Genomic DNA, 17,073 nt, shown 5'->3' on the forward strand with positions numbered 1-17,073 from the left:
TTGAATTGATCAGCTGGACTTCACGGTCCGCCTCTGGAGCCTGTCATGTCTACCCGACGCCATTTCATCACCCAACTCGCCGCAACCGCCGGCCTGGGCGGCCTGGCCGCGTTGGGTCTGACCGGAATGCCCGCCCGCGCCCGTGCCGCTGCACCGGCCGGGTGGCAGATGCCCGATGAGCACGGTCCGCAGGAACGCGTCTTCCTGGCCTTCGCTGCACAGCCGCGGGTATGGGGCGCGCAGGCCGATGCAGTGAACGATGCTGTTGCCCGGCTGACACGCACCATCGCCCGCCATCAGCCGGTCAGCGTGTTGTGCCGTCCTGCACAGCGCCGGCAGGCGCAGGAACGCTGCGGCAGTGACAACATCGAATTTCTCGACGTGCCGGTGGACGACATCTGGGTGCGTGACTACGGCGGCTGTTTCGTTACCGATGGCAAGGGCGGGCTGGGCCTGGTCGACTTCAACTTCAATGGCTGGGGCGGCAAGCAGAGTGCACGCAACGACGGTGCAGTAGCACCGTGGCTGGCGCAGATGACCGGCGCGACGCTGCTGGAAAGCTATCTGGTGGGCGAGGGCGGTGGCATCGAAGTTGATGGACACGGCACCGCGATCCTGACCGAAAGCTGCTGGGTGAACCGCAACCGCAATCCGGGCTGGTCACGCGCGGATATCGAAGCGGAGTTGAAGCACCACCTGGGCCTGCGCAAGGTGATCTGGTTGCCCGCCATCGCTGGCGAAGACATCACCGATGCGCACGTGGATTTCTACGCCCGCTTCGTGCGCCCCGGCGTGGTGATCGCCAACCTGGACAACGACTCGGAATCTTACGATTACGATCTGACCCGCGAGCATCTGCAGATCCTGCGCGGCGCCACCGATGCCGACGGTCGCAGGCTGCAGGTGCATACGCTGCCGCCGCCGCTGGGCGGGCGCGACAATGTGCACACCCGCGACAATGACGATCTGGCCCGGGGCTACATCAATTACCTGCCGATCAACGGTGCGGTGATCGCGCCGCAGTTTGGTGACGCGAAGGCGGATGGTTACTGCCGTGAACTGCTGGAAGACCTGTATCCCGGCCGCACCATCGAGCAGGTGGATATCGATGCGATCGCCGGCGGTGGCGGCGGCATCCACTGCGTGACCAAGAACATGCCGCGCGTCGGGTAAGGTCCTTACCGGCATTGCCGACGGCATGCCATGATGTGGCAACAGTGGCATGCCTAGTGACAAATGGATCTGGATACTGCGGTCTGGAGTGGCATGGTCGGTGGCAGTATCGCCACAGTCATTGCGCGGCGAGCCGCTGAGCGGCTTCCAAGCCACTACCGCGGCCGCAGCCTGACGTATCTGCGGCGCAGGCATCGTGTTGCGGTATGGAGTGCGAACGCGTTGTTCCTGCTTGGGATCGCTGGCAGCCTGCTGATCTGGCCGTTGGGCCACTACCCCCATACCGATTCGCGTCCGTTGTTGCTGGGTATGGGCATCAGCTGCGGTTCTGCGCTGCTGGCGCTGGTACTGGTTTCCTGGGTGTCACGTCGCCCGATCCGTGAGGCGCTGGTGACCTACGGTTACGCGCAGGGCGGCCCGGTGTGGCTGATCTATTCGATCATGTTGGCAGGTGTGGCTGCTGGCGTGGTCGGATTGGTACAGGTTCTCCGCTGAACGCTTGACCGTGCCGGCGTGTGCTACGGGTCGTGTTGCTCATGCATCGTCGCGCTTCAATGCAGCATCGGCAGCCAGCAGTGCCTCGGCTGCCGCACTCAGGGCCGGCGAAGGCGGAGCAACCACGCCGATCGATTCCATCATCTGCGGCATGCCGACGAACTGTCGCGCGCGGCGGTCATAGATGCCGGTGATCAGCAGCGCACGCGTGGCTGTTTTCTGTTCCGGGCCGATCAGTACGCGCTGCTCCATGATGCCGCGTGTGCCGACCCAGCCGACCAGCCGCGTTTCCAGGGTGAAACGCTGGAACGGCTTCAGCTCGCGGCGGAACTGGATGGTGCCGGCGCCAACGATCGGCGCCCACTTCTCACGCAGCGCCACCTTGCCCAGCCCCATGCGCAGGATCAGGTCCAGCCGGCCCAGGTCGAAGATGTTCCAGTAGCGGCCGTTGGTCATGTGCAGGTTGCTGTCCAGGTCGTTGGGCAGCACCCGGAACGAAAGGCGCGAGACCCCGAATGGCGCGTCCAGCTTGGGCCGGAACAGGCTGCACAGCAGCAGGTGGAGCAGGCGGAACCAGAGATTCATGGTTATTACGACTGTTATAGAACGGTTGATACGCTAGTCTATGACGACTGTCTTAGCAAGGAGCCTGCCGTGAGCCCGCGATCGTCCGATGCCCCCCAGCGCGTGATCGATGCTGCAGCGCAGATGCTCGCGCGGGTGGGCCTCAATGCCACCAGCATCCGCGAAGTGACCAAGCTGGCCGAAGCGCCGCTGGGGTCCACGTATCACCACTTCCCGGGCGGCAAGCAGGAGCTGCTGGCGCGGGCCACCACCATGGCCGGCGACAAGGTGGAGGCGCTGCTGATCGAGCTGTTGAAGGGCGGTGCAGTGCAGGGGTTGCAGCAGTTCCTGGCACTGTGGCGCGAGCGCCTGCTGCGCACCGGTTTTCGTGCCGGCTGCCCGGTGCTGGCGGCGGCTGTCGAGGAGCCGGTGGAGGCTACGCCGAGCCAGCCGCGTGCGGCGGCCGCCGAAGTGTTCGTGCGCTGGCAGGGGCACTTGGCTGCTGCCTTCATTGCCGATGGCCACGAACCTGCTGCAGCGAACGGGCTGGCCAGCCTGGTGATCGCCAGCGTGGAAGGGGCGGTTGCGATGAGCCGCGCGCTGCAGGACATCGCCCCGTTCGACCGGGTGGCGGCGCAGTTGTTGAAGGCGGCTGCACCGCCCGTTTGAATCATCCGCGCCGGGAGACGCATCGCGAGGCCTGGCTGGTTGCCACGATGGGCCGGTTGCAATGTCGCCGCCTCCCTCGTCGTCCTGCATTGCAGCATCCGGCACGCATGTGAGTTGGCAGGCAGCGGCCGCGATTCGTGGTTACAATCCGCCAACCATCACCCGCGTGCCAGGCAAGGATGTCCGCATGCTGCACCATCTTTCTTTCGGGGTTCGCGATCTGCACGCTGCAGGCCGCTTCTATGATGCAGTGCTCGCAGCGCTTGGCTATCGCCGCGTCTTCGAAGACGACACCGCGATCGGCTATGGCCTGGTCGACGATGAAGACCTGCTCTGCCTGAAGCTGCGCGACGATGCGGCGGCGCCGGGACCCGGCTTCCATCTGGCGTTGGCGGCAACCACGCGCGCGGCTGTTGACGCCTTCCATCGTGCTGCGTTGGCAACCGGAGGCCAGGACAACGGACCTGCGGGCCAGCGCCCGGATTACGGCGACCGTTACTACGCCGCGTTCGTGATCGATCCTGACGGCCATCGCATCGAGGCGGTGACCAAGGCGGCGATATGAGCAACGGACGCCCGCCCGTTTCCATGCCGAGCAGCCGCAGCACTGAAGCGATGCACGCACGCCGGCAGCTGCAGCATCGTGGCTGGCCACGGTTGCAGATGGCCCTGATCGTGGTGCTGACGGGTGCTGCGGGGTTCCTCGCCTCGCACGTGCTGCGCCTGGCGGGCATGGACGCGATGCTGCTGCGCTATCCACTGGCCGTGCTGGTGGCCTATGGCGTGTTTCTGCTGCTGATGTGGCTCTGGATCCGTTGGCGCTGGGATGCGGTGGCCGACGGATTGGGTTCCGGGCCCGGAGGCGGTGGCAGCCCGGGATCGCCGTGGACCGGCAGCGGCGGGCATTCCGGCGGTGGTGGCGCGTCCGCTTCCTGGGGCGAAGCCGCAGCGTCTTCCAGCACGAGCGCCGACAGCGCGTCGTTGCTGGACGTAGCCGACGGCGAGGCAGGCCTGCCGCTGCTGGCCGTTCTCGGCATCATCGCGCTGGTGGCTACGGTGCTCCTGGCCAGTGTCTGGGTGGTCTGGTCGGCGCCGGTGCTGATGGCCGAACTGCTGGTGGATGCGGCCATCGCCGGCGGTCTGTACAAGCGTATGCAGGGGATGCAGGAGCAGGGCTGGTGGCGGCTGTGCCTGTCCCATACGATCTGGCCGCTGCTGGGCCTGCTGGCGTTCTTCGCCGCGCTGGGCTGGCTTGCGCAGGAGCTGGCGCCCGGTGCGGTCAGCCTGATGCAGGTGTTCAAGGCGTTTTAGCAGGATCTGCCACCACGTTGAATTTCAATCAAACGCAAGGAGAAGCGCATGGATGTCGCTGCACGCAGTAACAGGAAGTTCGTTCGTTGGTTGATGGTGGCGATGATCGCGCTGCTGATGCCCTTCGCGGTGATGGCCCAGTCGGGACCCACAGCGGCTCCGCCCACAACGGAGGCGGCCGCAGAAGAAGCCCAATGCCGCGCCTGCACCTATGAACGCATCGGGCACAAGGTGGACATCGGCCTGGTGGCGCTGGTGTCGTTGATGGTGGTTGCCCTGCTGGTCGCCATTTCCCGCGAGTGGGGCACGACTTCGCAGCGCTGGACCTGCCGCACGATGGCGCTGCTGCTGGTGGGACTGGGGGTGGCTCTGCTGTGGTGGGCAGGCAGCATCATCTACCTCGGCTACAACCCCTGGCAGGAGGAGGCCGCTCCGCTGGATGCAGCGTTGACGTCGACGCTGCTCAGTACGTCGCCGAAGTGGCTGGCGGGACTGTTGATGATGGGCTTCGCGCCCACGGTCTGGCGGCGCAGCGAGCGCCTGCCGTCCTGGCGCATTGCGTGATCTCGGGAGCGCCGGGCAATGCCCGGCGCTCCGTTACGAATCAGTCGAAGCGCCAGCGCACGCCCGCATACACGCCGCGGCCTTCGCCGGGCGTGGAGCGCGCCACGTCCTTGCCGGCATCGTTGTAACCGGGGGTGACGGTGGCGGCGTAATGGCGGTCACCGATGTTGCGCATTTCCGCCCACAGCTGCCAGCGGCCGCCCGGAGCGTCGTAACCGATGCGGCTGCCGAAGATGACGTGGCTGTCGGCCCAGTAGCTGTTGGCGTAGTCCACCGCGATGCGCGAGGCGTATTCGGTGTTCAGTGCGGCATACAGACCCGAGGCGTGGTCGAAGCGCAGTTCGGCCTGGTACGCATGGCGCGGCAGACCCGGCAGGCGGTTGCTGCCGAAGCGCGTGTCATGGCGATAGCGGAAGTCGCTGAAGGTATAGGCTTGGCGCAGCGACAAACGGCCCGGTGCGGCCTGCCACAGGGTGCTGTCCAGACCGGCCTCGATGCCACGGTGCACGGTGGGGCTGGCGTTGTTCTCGGCGATGAACAGGTTCGGCACCGGCTGCAGTTCCACGCTCAGCAGTTCATGGTTCACGTGCGCGTAGTAGCCGGTCAGTTCCCAGCGGCCCAGCGCGTTGTCGCCGCGTGCACCGAGTTCCAGCGTCGTGGCAGTCTGGTTCTGCATTGGTACCGGCGCGCGCTGGCGGCCGGTGGACGGACCATTGCCCGCGCCGAAGTACTGGTTCGAGCCCCAGATCATCGACCACGGATGGGGCGCTTCCACCGAACGGCTGAGGTTGCCGAACCACTGTGTCTGCGGCGTCTGCTGCCAGGTGAAGCCCACGCGCGGCGCGTAATCCCAATCGTGCTCGCGCAGGCGGCCACCACTGCTCGGCCAGGAGACCTGCACATCGCGGCGGGTGTTGATCAGCGCAAAGCCTGTCTGCACGCGCAGACGATCATTCACGGCCAGGTTGTTGCCGATATGCAGCGTGCTGTCGGTGCCATGGTGGCGGAAGTCGCGCGTGCGGGTGCCGGCGACATATCCGTTGTTGGCAAAGCGCAGCGACTCGCGCACATCGGCATCCAGGTCATGGGTAACGCGCAGGCCGATGGTGGTTTCGCTGTCCAGACCGAACAGCGTATGGCGGCGACGGTAGTCCAGCGTCGCGTTGAGGTTGGCGTAGTCCAGCTGCTGGCGGTACAGGCTCTCGTTCAAGTCCATCGGATACTTGTGATAGACCAGCCCGGCCTGCAGGGAGGAATCCTCGTCGATCTGCAGCGTGGTGACATTGCCCACCCAGGTGCTGCCCGGTTGCGGACGGCGCGCATCGATCGCGAGGTTGGCCGGGTTCGCCGCGCGCGGATCGTTGCGGATCTGGTCGCGGGTCAGGCGCCCGGGTGTTTCGTGGTTGGTTTCGCGGTAGCGCACGAAGAAGCGGGTCTGCAGGTCGGGTGTGATCTGCCAGCCGATGTTGGCCATCGCGCCCTTGCCATCGCCGGACGCATGCCGTTGGTAGCCGTCGAATTCGGTATCGGTATAAGCCAGGAAGTAGTCGACGTCACCACTGATGCCGCCCCAGCTGATGCCGCGTTTCTGGTAGCCACGGCTGCCGGCTTCGTAGTGCAGCTGCACACCGGCCGAATCGCGGCCACTGCGGCTGATGTAGTCGATGGCACCGCCCAGTGCCAGGGCGCCGCGTTCGAAGCCGTTCGCCCCCCGCAGTACTTCCACACGCGACAGCCACAGAGGCTCCAGCAATTCGTAGGGTGTGCCACCGGGGCCAGTCAGCGGCAGGCCGTCGATCGATACCGCGATGCCGGAAGCATGCGCGCCCGGGCCGCGGTTGATGCCCGAGCCGCGGATCGACACCTTGGTGCCTTCGTTGCCCGGTGATTGCGCGCTGATGCCCGGCTGGTAGGCCAGCACATCGGCACTGCTGGCCAGGCGGCTGTCTGCCTTGGCCACGTCGATCACGTTGCTGGCGCCCGGCACGCGCTTCAGCGCTTCGCGCGCCTGCGCGCTGGCATCGGCGGCAGTGACCTGCACCGCATCGAGGGTGGTGGCCTGCGGGGCGGCTTGGGCGGTGGTGGCGAGGCCGAGGGATACGGCCAGGAACAACAGCGACGGGGTGGGGCGGTAAGACGAGAGCGACATGCAGGAATGCTGTAAACCACTAAAGTATCGCGAAAGTTAACAGGTCGATGGCCCCACGTCACCCTCCACCTGCGTATGGCCGCCCGCAGCGTCCCTGTAGAGCCGAGTCCACTCTCGGCTATCGCGCGCAGCGCGGGTTTTCTCCAATCGCAACGAAAAGCAGCCGAGCATGGGCTCGGCTCTACGGGGTTTACGGCGAAGGCTTCGCCAGCGCCTTCGACTTCGCATACAGCCGATCAGCGGTTTCTTTCTCCCCCAACGCGGCATGGCACTCGGCCAGGCTGTCCCAAGCGTTGGCCGACTCCGGATACAGCTCGCTGTTGAGGGCGAAAACCTTCAACGCCTTGCGTGCCCCGAAGCTCTCGCGGATAGCGTAACCATCGGCATTGATCGCACGCTCCAGTTCGCCCGTGGGAACCCCATTGCTGTCGCGCAGCCAGCTACGCATCGCCTGTGTCGCATCGGTGCTTTCATCCAGCGCATAGCCGATCAGCCGCTCGGAAAGCACTGCATGCGGAAACTCCTGCGGCGCAGCCACCGCCATCGTGCTTTCCACCAGCGTGCTCGACCAGACATTGCGGGCGCTGCCGTTGGTCAGGTACACGAACACCCAGTAACCGCTGGCCAGCGAGCCCTTGTAGGCCAGCCGCGCCCGCACGCGGGTGCCGCCATCGTGGCCGACCTGGGTGTAGCCGTCGCTGCGGGTGGTATCCCAGCCGATGGAGAAGAAGTTGCTGCCGCCACCGGTCAGTTTCTGTGGCTGCCACAGCGTTTCCAGCGTTGCCGTCCGCACCAGCTTGCCGGTGGCGAGCGCCTGCAGGAAGCGATTCATGTCGCCGACGGTGGTCTGCAGATCGGCATGGCCCCAGCCATAGTCCGGCCAGGGATCTTCGTTGGCCGGCTGCAGTTGGCCGTCCTTGCCGATGTAAGGCACCGCCGCGCGCTGCGCGGGTACGCTGGCCACGCCCCACGAGGTGCTGGTCATCTTCAGCGGCTGCAGGATGCGCTCGCGCGCGATGGCTGGATAGGCCTTGCGGTAATGCGCTTCCAGCAACGCGGTGAGCACCAGGTAATTGGCCTGGGTGTACTGCACGCGGCTGCCGGGTGCGAACTGCATTGGCGCCGAACCGGCGACCTTCAGTGCGGCGGCAAGATCGGGCGCTATGTCGGTGTAGCCCTTGCTTATCCAGCCGTTGTCGAGCCGGTCGTAGTACTCGCCGATGCCCGAGCTGTGATTGAGAAAGTCGCGCACATGGATGGTCTGCCATGCGGGCGGCAGGTCAGGCACATAGCGGCTGGCCGGTGCATCCAGGTCCACCTTGCCCTGGTCCACCAGCTGCATCACCAGCGTGCTGGTGAGCAGTTTCGCTACCGACTGCGCGGCGAATATGGAATCGATGGTGGCGGGCGCGTGGGTAGCCGGATCGCGTTCGCCGCTGGTGCCCTGGTAGAGCACCTGGCCGTTGTGGGCGACCAGCACGGCTTGGCCGGCGATGCCGTAGCGCTCGCGGTTGACCTGCAGTTGTGCGTCGAGCTGCGCGGTGAGGTCGCTTGGAACGTCACGCGCCGAAGCAGGCAGGGCGATGGCCAGAGCACAGAGCAATACGGCAGCAAGCGTGCGGTACATCGCGGTGTTCCGTCAGCGGCGATGGCGCATCTTGGTCACGGTGGGGGAAAGGGTCAAGCGGGGCGGCGGCTGTGTGAATGCGTGAAATTCCAAAGGGCTGTCGTAAATACCCCTTAGAACCTAATGCAGCATCAGATATAAGAGCGCCTCCGTCCACGCTGACGAGATAGCCCTATATGGGAAGAACAATGGAAGAAGATCAGGGCTTCGCGCTCTTCATCGAAAATTTTGGCGAGAATTTTGGCGAGGCTAGTGAGCGTGCGTCGGTGCCACAGAGCTCGGCTCTACAGGCGGCTCCCCTGCTCCCCTTGCTTTCCGGTAGCGTCGGGCCATGCCAGGCTGTATTTCACGCCGATGGCAGGGTTGTTCATCTGCGCGCTTACAATCCGCTATGCCTTCGCTGATGCACCGGTGCAAATAGTGAAAGACCCGTTAGGCTCTGCCACCGATACCGTGATGAAGGACCAGCTGCTGGACGAGTTGCCACGCGTTTCGCGAATGCGAACTTCGGAAGAGGTCGCCGTGTTCGACCGGACAGTGCAGGCACTCTCAGGACAGGGATTTTCCAGGCGGGAGCTGGGAGTCCTTTTCTCGATGTTCGCCGATGACACTCCGCATCATGAAGTCATGTACGGACTTCTTCATCTCATTGAGCAAAGTTGCGACGAGGGGGTGATTGCAGCGCTGATCGAATCAGCTCTGGACATGCAAGGTGTTGCGCCAGAGTGGTTGGAGACGTTCATCTGCAGAGTGCTGAATCATGATCCCGCCAGGGATGTGTTGATTGCCAGCCTGAGAGATATGCCTTCCATGGAGGGCGCGGCGGAGGTCATCTCTGTTGTCGGGGGCTTGAAAGAAAATGCGTCGGACAGGATCCGAGCGAATGCATCGATGGTGGTTTCGGCACTGATGCAGCGATGCGAGCGCCGACCAAGGTCGGCATCTACCAGAGCGATTCCCATCGGGCGGTGCCGGCCAGCGGCCGGCACTACCCCAAAATTGGATCAGCCCAGGATTCCCGGCAGATCCAGTCCCTTCTCCTTCGCGCAGTCGATCGCGATCTCATAGCCTGCATCGGCATGGCGCATCACGCCGGTCGCCGGGTCGTTCCACAGCACGCGTGCAATGCGCTTGGCCGCCGCTTCAGTGCCATCGCAGACGATCACCATGCCGGCGTGCTGCGAGAAGCCCATGCCGACGCCGCCGCCGTGGTGCAGCGACACCCAGGTCGCACCGCTGGCGGTGTTGAGCAGGGCGTTCAGCAGCGGCCAATCGGACACTGCATCCGAGCCGTCTGCCATCGCTTCGGTTTCGCGGTTCGGCGAGGCCACGCTGCCGCTGTCCAGATGGTCGCGGCCGATCACCACCGGTGCTTTCAGTTCACCATTGGCCACCATCTCGTTGAAGGCCAGGCCCAAACGATCGCGATCACCCAGGCCGACCCAGCAGATGCGCGCCGGCAGGCCCTGGAACTTGATCTTCTCGGCGGCCATGTCCAGCCAGCGGTGCAGGTGCGGGTTGTCCGGAATCAGCTCCTTCACCTTGGCGTCGGTCTTGGCGATGTCTTCCGGGTCGCCGCTCAGCGCCGCCCAACGGAACGGGCCGATGCCACGGCAGAACAGCGGGCGGATGTAGGCCGGCACGAAGCCCGGGAAATCGAACGCGTCCTCGACACCTTCTTCCAGCGCCATCTGCCGCAGGTTGTTGCCGTAGTCCACGGTCGGCACGCCCAGTGAGTGGAAGCCGAGCATGGCGCGGATGTGGTTGGCCATCGACGCACGCGCGGCCTTCTCCACTTCCTTCGGCGCGGTTGCGCGCTTGGCATCCCATTCTTCCACCGTCCAGCCCTGCGGCAGGTAGCCGTTGACCGGGTCGTGCGCGGAAGTCTGGTCGGTCAGCAGGTCCGGCTTCACGCCGCGGATCAGCAGTTCGTCCAGCACGTCGGCGACATTGCCAAGCAGGCCGACCGACAGCGGCTTTTTGGCGGTGCACGATTCTTCGATCAGGCGCAGCGCCTCATCCAGATCGTCGGTCCAGGTATCCAGATAGCCGGTACGCAGGCGCATTTCGATGCTGCTCTTGCGGCATTCCACCGCCAGGCACGAGGCGCCGGCCATCACCGCGGCCAGCGGCTGCGCGCCGCCCATGCCACCCAGCCCGCCGGTGAACAGCCACTTGCCTGCCAGGCTGCCGTTGTAGTGCTGGCGGCCCATTTCCACGAAGGTTTCGTAGGTGCCCTGCACGATGCCCTGCGCGCCGATGTAGATCCAGCTGCCGGCGGTCATCTGGCCATACATCGCCAGGCCTTTCTTATCCAGCTCGTTGAAGTGGTCCCAGTTGGCCCAGCGCGGCACCAGGTTGGAATTGGCGATCAGTACGCGCGGTGCATCGGCGTGGGTGCGGAACACGCCTACCGGCTTACCCGACTGCACCAGCAGGGTCTGGTCGTCGTCCAGGCGCTTGAGGGTTTCGACGATGGCGTCGAAGCTCTCCCAGTCGCGAGCGGCACGGCCGATGCCGCCGTACACCACCAGTTCCTGCGGGCGCTCGGCCACGTCGGGGTGCAGGTTGTTCATCAGCATGCGCAGCGGCGCTTCGGTCAGCCAGCTCTTGGCGTTGAGCGTGGTGCCGGTCGGTGCGGCGATGGTGCGGGACGGGTCGTTGCGGGTCATGCGGCGCTCCGGTTCGTAGCGAATTCAAGGCAGGCATTGAGCACCTGCGCCAGGGTGTGGCGCAGCGGTGCGGCGTGGTCGGGGTCGAGCGGGGTGGGCCAGCTGTGCTCGTCCACCTGGTCGGGCAGGGGCTCGTGCATGTAGCCGCGGCAAGCCAGTTCCATCTGCAGGCTGTGCACGCCACCGGCAATGCTGCTGTAGTGGCGGGTGATCCAGCCGCCCTTGAAGCGGCCGTTGCGCACGTGGCTCATGCCGCTGATCTTCAGCAGGTTGTCGACTACATCGCTCAGCGCGTTGTCGCAGGAGGTATCCGGTGCGCCGGACGGCCCGGCAGTGCCCAGGTTGAACTGCGGCAGCTCGCCATCGAACAGGTGCGGGATGTGCGAGCGGATCGAATGCGCGTCGTACACCACCACGGTGCCGTGGCGTGCGCGCAGGCGTGCAATCTGCTTGGCCAGCGCGTCGTGGTACGGCGCGAAATAGGTGTCGCGGCGGCGGGCGATTTCTGCGTCGTCCGGCTCGCGACCCGCGTGGTACAGCGGCTGGTTGTCGAAGGTGGTCAGCGGGCACAGGCCGGTGGTGTTCTGGCCCGGGTACAGCGACACGCCGCTGGGATCGCGGTTGAGATCGATCACCGAGCGCGAGATGGCCGAGCGCACGGTGGTCGCGCCCATGCCACGTGCGAAGTCGTACAGCTCATGCACCCACCAGTCGGCATCGCGACGCGCCAACCACGGCGAATGGAAATCGCCGATCAGGTCATGCGGCAGTTCGCTGCCGGTGTGCGGGAAGCTGACGATCAGCGGGGCATCGCCCTCGTGCACGGTCAGCCAATCGGGATGGCCGCTCATGCCTGCGGTTCCACCGTGGGCAGCAGCTCTACCAGGCCCTTGGCCAGTGCGCCGCTGCGGACCAGATCGGTCGCGATCACCATGTCCGGGTGGAAGTAGCGATCTTCTTCCAGCGTCGGCACCTGTGCACGCAGGGTGGCACGCACGTTCTCCAGTGCAGTGCTGGAGCGCAGCGGCGCATGGAAGTCGCAGCCCTGCGCGGCAGCCAGCAGCTCGATGCCGATCACGTTGGCCGCGTTCTCGGCCATCTGCATCAGCCGGCGTGCGCCGTGCGCGGCCATCGACACATGGTCTTCCTGGTTGGCCGACGTCGGGATCGAATCGACGCTGGCCGGGTAGGCGCGCTGCTTGTTTTCCGAGACCAGCGCAGCGGCGGTGACCTGCGGAATCATGAAGCCGGAATTCAAACCGGGGCGCGGGGTCAGGAACGCCGGCAGGCCGGACAGCGCCGGGTCGACCAGCATCGCCAGGCGACGTTCGCTGATCGAACCGATCTCGCACACCGCCATCGCCAGCATATCGGCGGCAAAGGCCACCGGCTCGGCATGGAAGTTGCCACCGGACAGCGCCTCACCGGTATCGGTGAACACCAGCGGGTTGTCGGACACGCCGTTGGCTTCGATTTCCAGCGTGGTCGCAGCCTGGCGCAGGATGTCCAACGCCGCGCCCATCACCTGCGGCTGGCAGCGCAGGCAGTACGGATCCTGCACGCGCACGTCGTTGTCGCGGTGCGATTCGCGGATGCCCGAATCCTGCATCAACGTGCGCAGGGTGGCGGCGGTGGCGATCTGCCCACGTTGTCCACGCAGCGCATGGATGCGCGGATCGAACGGCGTGTCCGAGCCCTTGGCCGCTTCCACCGACAGCGCGCCGGTGACCAGCGCGGCCTGGAACACGGTTTCGATCTCGAACAAGCCGGCCAGTGCGTACGCGGTGGAGAACTGGGTGCCGTTGAGCAGGGCCAGGCCTTCCTTCGCGCCCAGTTCCACCGGCTGCAGGCCGGCGCGTGCCAGTGCGTCCACGGCGGGCAGGCGCTCATTGCCGACGAAGGCCTCGCCGACGCCGATCATCACGCTGGCCAGGTGCGAGAGCGGTGCCAGGTCGCCCGAGGCACCGACCGAGCCCTGCGCCGGCACCACCGGCAGCACGCCCTTCACCAGCATGGCTTCCAGCAGCAGCAGCGTTTCCTCGCGCACGCCGGAAGCACCCTGGGCCAGGCTGACCAGCTTCAACGCCATCATCAGCCGCACCACATTCGCCGGCATCGGCTCGCCCACGCCCGCGGCATGCGAAAGCACGATGTTCCGCTGCAGGGTGGCCAGGTCCTCGCGTTCGATGCGCACGCTGGCCAGCTTGCCGAAACCGGTGTTGATGCCATACACCGGTGCGCCCTTGGCGACGATGGCAGCCACCGTCGCAGCGCTGGCGCGCACCGCCGGCAACGCGGCCGGGTCAAGCGACAGCGGCGCACCGCGATACGCCTGCCGCCACTGGGCGAGGGTGACATGGCCGGGGCGAAGAACCAGGGTGTTGCTCATGTGTTGCTCCAGGAGGCAGGCAGGTCGGGCTGTCCGCGCACCACGCGCGCGTGCAGCGGGTTGAATCCAATGCGATAGACCAGGTCGGCGGGCGCGTCGATGTCCCAGATCGCCAGGTCGCAGTCCATGCCGACGGCCAGGCGGCCGATGCGCTCGCCATGGCCCAGCGCGCGCGCCGCTTCACGAGTGAAGCCGGCGATGCATTCATCCACGGTCAGGCGGAACAGGGTGGCGCCCATGTTCATCGCCAGCAGCGGACTGGTCAGCGGCGAGGTGCCCGGGTTGCTGTCGGTGGCCAGCGCCAGCGGTACGCCGGCCGCGCGCAGCGCAGCGATCGGCGGCAGGGTGGTATCGCGGGTGAAATAGAACGCGCCGGGCAGCAGCACGGCGACGGTGCCGGCGGCGGCCATCGCGGCAATGCCGGCGTCGTCCAGGTGTTCGATATGGTCGGCCGACAGCGCACCGAAACCGGCCGCCAGTTCGGCGCCATGCTGGTTGCTCAGCTGTTCGGCGTGGATCTTGATCGCCAGCCCGTGCGCGCGCGCGGCTTCGAAGACCTGACGTGCCTGTGCCGGCGAGAACGCGATGTTCTCGCAGAAGATGTCCACGGCTTCGGCCAGGCCTTCGGCAGCGATGGCGGGGATCATCACCTCGCACACCTCGTCGGTGTATTCCTGGGCCTCGCGACCGGGCGGCACCGCGTGCGCACCCAGGAAGGTCGGCACCACGTTCACCCGGCATTCCTCGCCCAGCGCGCGGGCCACCTGCAGCTGCTTGCGTTCGTCCTGCAGGGTCAGGCCGTAGCCGGACTTGATTTCGATGGTGGTCACGCCTTCGGCGCGCATCGCCTGCAGGCGAGGGCGGCTCTCGCGTGCCAACTGCTCTGGCGAGGCGGCGCGGGTGGCGCGTACCGTGGAAACAATGCCGCCACCGGCACGGGCGATCTCGGCATAGCTCACACCCTGCAGGCGCTGCTCGAATTCGTTGGCACGGTTGCCGGCGTAGACCAGGTGGGTGTGGCAGTCGATCAGGCCCGGCGACATCCAGCGGCCTTCGCCGTCGATGCGGGTGGTCGGCTGCAGGTGGGCATCGCTGCCGGCGGGGCCGACGTGCACGATGCGGCCATCGGTGGCGGCCAGTACTGCATCGCGCAGGACTCCCAGTCCCTCGCCATCGAGGGTCATCAGGTGGACGTTGGACCAGAGGGTATCGACGTGCATGGCATCCACAACGCGGCTGTGCTTATATGTCTATACAATATAGGCGTCCAATTCGGGTTGTCCAGCCATGTCCGATTCGCGTTCCCCGCACTCCTTCCATGCCGCCCACGCCCTGTTGGCCGACGGCTGGGCCGCCGACGTCCGCCTGCAGGTGCAGGAGGGGCGCATCGCCGCGGTCACGCGTGGGCAGGCTGCGCAGCAGGGCGACACCCGCGTGGACATCCTGGTGCCGGGCCTGCCGAACCTGCACAGCCACGCCTTCCAGCGCGGCATGGCGGGGCTCACCGAGATTGGTGGCGGCGACGGTGACAGCTTCTGGAGCTGGCGCGAACTGATGTACCGCTTCCTGGCCCATCTGCGTCCGGACGCAGTGCAGGCCATCGCTGCCCAGGCCTACATGGAGATGCTGGAAAGCGGCTTCACCCGCGTCGGCGAATTCCACTACCTGCACCACGATGCCGATGGTCGCCCCTACGCCAACCGCGCCGAGATGAGCGTGCGGATTGCCGCTGCGGCCGAGCAGACCGGCATCGGCCTGACCCTGCTGCCGGTGTTCTACGCCCACGCCGATTTCGGTGGGGCGCCGCCGAACCCGGCACAGCGCCGCCTCATCCATGACGTAGACGGATTCGCACAGCTGCTTGATGGTGCCCGCACCGCGCTGGCCACGCTGCCCGATGCGGTGCTTGGTATCGCCCCGCACAGCCTGCGCGCGGTGACCGGCGACGAGCTGAGCGCGCTGCTGCCGCTGACCGACGGGCCGGTTCACATCCATATCGCCGAGCAGGTGCGCGAGGTCGAAGCCTGTCTGGCATGGAGCGGCATGCCCCCGGTGCAGTGGCTGTACGAACATGCCCCGGTCGATGCGCGTTGGTGCCTGGTGCACGCCACCCACATCACCGACGACGAGCGTGCGCAGATGGTCGCCAGCAAGGCCGTGGCCGGCCTGTGTCCGATTACCGAAGCCAACCTGGGTGACGGCCTGTTCCCGATGCAGGCCTTCGCGCGCGAGGGCGGGCGCTTCGGCGTCGGCTCCGATTCCAACGTGCTGATCGATGCCGCAGAAGAGCTGCGCCTGCTGGAATACGGCCAGCGCCTGACCCTGCGGGGCCGCAACGTGTTGGCCCCGGATGCCGGCCGCAGCACCGGGCGCTTCCTGTTTGAAGGGGCACTGCAGGGCGGTGCACAGGCGCTGGGCGTGGCTGCCGGCCTGCAGGTGGGTGCCAGTGCAGACATGGTTGAACTGGATGCCGCGCATCCCGCGCTGCAGGCGCGACACGGTGACGCATGGCTTGACAGCTGGGTGTTCGCCGCACGTAATGGCGCGCTGCGATCGGTCTGGCGCCATGGCCGCCAGTGCGTGGCCGAGGGCCGCCACCTGCAGCGCGAGGCCATCACCACCGCCTTCGCCGCTGCCCTGCGTGGCGTGCTGGGCTGATCGCCTCCCACCATCGAGACCCCACTACGTGAAGGCCAGCAAGTCCGCCACGCTCAACCAGCGCATCCGCAGCGACCTGGAAAGCCGCATCCTCAGCGGGGAGTGGGCGCCGGGCTTCCGTATCCCGTACGAGCACGAGTTGATGGAGCAGTACGGCTGCTCGCGGATGACGGTGAACAAGGTGCTGACCGCGCTGGCCGAGAGCGGCATGATCGAGCGCCGCCGCCGGGCGGGCTCGTTCGTGGCCCGGCAGCCACCGCACCTGGAGCAGGTGGCGCTGGAGATCCCGGACATCGCGATGGAGGTCGGCTCACGCGGGCATCAGTACGGTTACCGCCTGCTGCAGCGCGAACTGCGCCTGGCCGAGGCAGCAAATGCCGGTGAAGTCGAACTGGCGGGTAGCGAGCAGCTGCTGGCGATGCGCTGCCTGCACCTGGCCGATGGCCGGCCGCTGGCGCTGGAGCATCGCCTGATCAGCCCGGTCGGCGTGCCCGAGGTGCTGGAGGTGGACTTCAGCACCACCGCGCCGGGCAGCTGGCTGCTGCAGAACGTGTCGTGGACGCGCGCCCAGCATCGCATCAGCGCCTGGGGCGCCGACGCGCCCACCGCCAAGCTGCTGGACGTGAAGCCCGGTACCGCCTGCCTGGTGATCGAGCGCCTGACCTGGCGCGGCGAACAACCGATCACCCGCGTGCGTCAGATGTTCCTGGGGGATGCCTGGGATCTGGTTGCCCGCTTCGCGCCAGGGGCGCGATAGGGGCGGACGCCCCGTTCTCCGCGGCGGTGCAGGCGCTGTCGTCTT

At 66.4% G+C, this 17,073-nt stretch carries 16 protein-coding genes; 9 read left to right on the forward strand and 7 right to left on the reverse strand.

The features are described from left to right. Positions 1-45: 45 nt before the first annotated feature. Positions 46-1,173: an agmatine deiminase family protein gene (locus HFK18_RS12595; RefSeq protein WP_180166490.1), complete on the forward strand. Its 1,128-nt coding sequence runs from the start codon at positions 46-48 to the stop codon at positions 1,171-1,173. A gap of 222 nt (positions 1,174-1,395) precedes the next feature. Further along, positions 1,396-1,668 (forward strand): hypothetical protein, encoded by a 273-nt coding sequence (locus tag HFK18_RS12600; protein WP_100552924.1) that lies wholly within the window; start codon positions 1,396-1,398, stop codon positions 1,666-1,668. A 39-nt stretch (positions 1,669-1,707) separates the two neighbouring features. Here HFK18_RS12600 and HFK18_RS12605 read toward each other — a convergent pair whose 3' ends face one another. Continuing rightward, positions 1,708-2,253: a thioesterase family protein gene (locus HFK18_RS12605; protein WP_100552923.1), complete on the reverse strand. Its 546-nt coding sequence runs from the start codon at positions 2,251-2,253 to the stop codon at positions 1,708-1,710. Positions 2,254-2,322: 69 nt separating this feature from the next. On the opposite strand from HFK18_RS12605, the gene HFK18_RS12610 reads away from it, so the two are divergent. The 4 genes from HFK18_RS12610 (at position 2,323) to HFK18_RS12625 (ending at position 4,776) form a co-directional block, all read left to right on the forward strand. After that, positions 2,323-2,901: a TetR/AcrR family transcriptional regulator gene (locus HFK18_RS12610; protein ID WP_180166491.1), complete on the forward strand. Its 579-nt coding sequence runs from the start codon at positions 2,323-2,325 to the stop codon at positions 2,899-2,901. 187 nt (positions 2,902-3,088) lie between these two features. Further along, complete coding sequence (locus HFK18_RS12615; RefSeq protein WP_180166492.1) at positions 3,089-3,466, forward strand: VOC family protein; 378 nt, start codon at positions 3,089-3,091, stop codon at positions 3,464-3,466. Next, on the forward strand, positions 3,463-4,212 hold the full coding sequence (locus tag HFK18_RS12620; RefSeq protein WP_257216191.1) for a hypothetical protein: 750 nt from the start codon (positions 3,463-3,465) through the stop codon (positions 4,210-4,212). The genes HFK18_RS12615 and HFK18_RS12620 overlap by 4 nt, the downstream gene beginning before the upstream one ends. Before the next feature lie 102 nt (positions 4,213-4,314). Next, positions 4,315-4,776, forward strand: a complete 462-nt coding sequence (locus tag HFK18_RS12625) for a hypothetical protein (RefSeq protein ID WP_257216192.1) — start codon at positions 4,315-4,317, stop codon at positions 4,774-4,776. Positions 4,777-4,816: 40 nt separating this feature from the next. Here HFK18_RS12625 and HFK18_RS12630 read toward each other — a convergent pair whose 3' ends face one another. Both HFK18_RS12630 and HFK18_RS12635 read right to left on the reverse strand, forming a co-directional pair. Beyond that, positions 4,817-6,925 carry a TonB-dependent receptor gene (locus HFK18_RS12630; protein WP_180166494.1) on the reverse strand — a complete coding sequence of 703 codons (2,109 nt, stop codon included), beginning with the start codon at positions 6,923-6,925 and terminating at the stop codon, positions 4,817-4,819. A gap of 190 nt (positions 6,926-7,115) precedes the next feature. Continuing rightward, entirely contained in the window at positions 7,116-8,552 is a 1,437-nt protein-coding gene (locus tag HFK18_RS12635) for a serine hydrolase domain-containing protein (RefSeq protein WP_180166495.1), read from the reverse strand. A gap of 354 nt (positions 8,553-8,906) precedes the next feature. On the opposite strand from HFK18_RS12635, the gene HFK18_RS12640 reads away from it, so the two are divergent. Beyond that, entirely contained in the window at positions 8,907-9,620 is a 714-nt protein-coding gene (locus tag HFK18_RS12640) for an Imm30 family immunity protein (protein WP_180166496.1), read from the forward strand. Here the strand turns inward: HFK18_RS12640 and hutU are convergent. The 4 genes from hutU to hutI are packed head-to-tail and all read right to left on the reverse strand — an operon-like array spanning position 9,557 to position 14,833. Continuing rightward, a complete protein-coding gene (gene hutU / locus HFK18_RS12645) occupies positions 9,557-11,224 on the reverse strand; it encodes a urocanate hydratase (protein ID WP_180166497.1) in 1,668 nt (555 codons plus the stop codon). The genes HFK18_RS12640 and hutU overlap by 64 nt on opposite strands. Further along, the gene (gene hutG / locus HFK18_RS12650; protein ID WP_180166498.1) at positions 11,221-12,075 is read right to left on the reverse strand and encodes an N-formylglutamate deformylase; all 855 of its coding nucleotides are present in this window, start codon (positions 12,073-12,075) and stop codon (positions 11,221-11,223) included. Before hutG ends, hutU begins: the two co-directional genes overlap by 4 nt. Further along, positions 12,072-13,613 carry a histidine ammonia-lyase gene (gene hutH / locus HFK18_RS12655; protein ID WP_180166499.1) on the reverse strand — a complete coding sequence of 514 codons (1,542 nt, stop codon included), beginning with the start codon at positions 13,611-13,613 and terminating at the stop codon, positions 12,072-12,074. Before hutH ends, hutG begins: the two co-directional genes overlap by 4 nt. Continuing rightward, positions 13,610-14,833: an imidazolonepropionase gene (gene hutI, locus HFK18_RS12660; RefSeq protein WP_180166500.1), complete on the reverse strand. Its 1,224-nt coding sequence runs from the start codon at positions 14,831-14,833 to the stop codon at positions 13,610-13,612. The genes hutH and hutI overlap by 4 nt, the downstream gene beginning before the upstream one ends. A gap of 67 nt (positions 14,834-14,900) precedes the next feature. Between hutI and HFK18_RS12665 the strand changes: the two genes are divergently transcribed. Then, on the forward strand, positions 14,901-16,271 hold the full coding sequence (locus HFK18_RS12665) for a formimidoylglutamate deiminase (protein ID WP_180166501.1): 1,371 nt from the start codon (positions 14,901-14,903) through the stop codon (positions 16,269-16,271). 28 nt (positions 16,272-16,299) lie between these two features. Beyond that, complete coding sequence (hutC, locus tag HFK18_RS12670; RefSeq protein ID WP_059064582.1) at positions 16,300-17,028, forward strand: histidine utilization repressor; 729 nt, start codon at positions 16,300-16,302, stop codon at positions 17,026-17,028. Positions 17,029-17,073 lie beyond the last annotated feature (45 nt).

The organism is Stenotrophomonas sp. SbOxS2 (assembly GCF_013416715.1).
GTDB lineage: Bacteria > Pseudomonadota > Gammaproteobacteria > Xanthomonadales > Xanthomonadaceae > Stenotrophomonas > Stenotrophomonas lactitubi.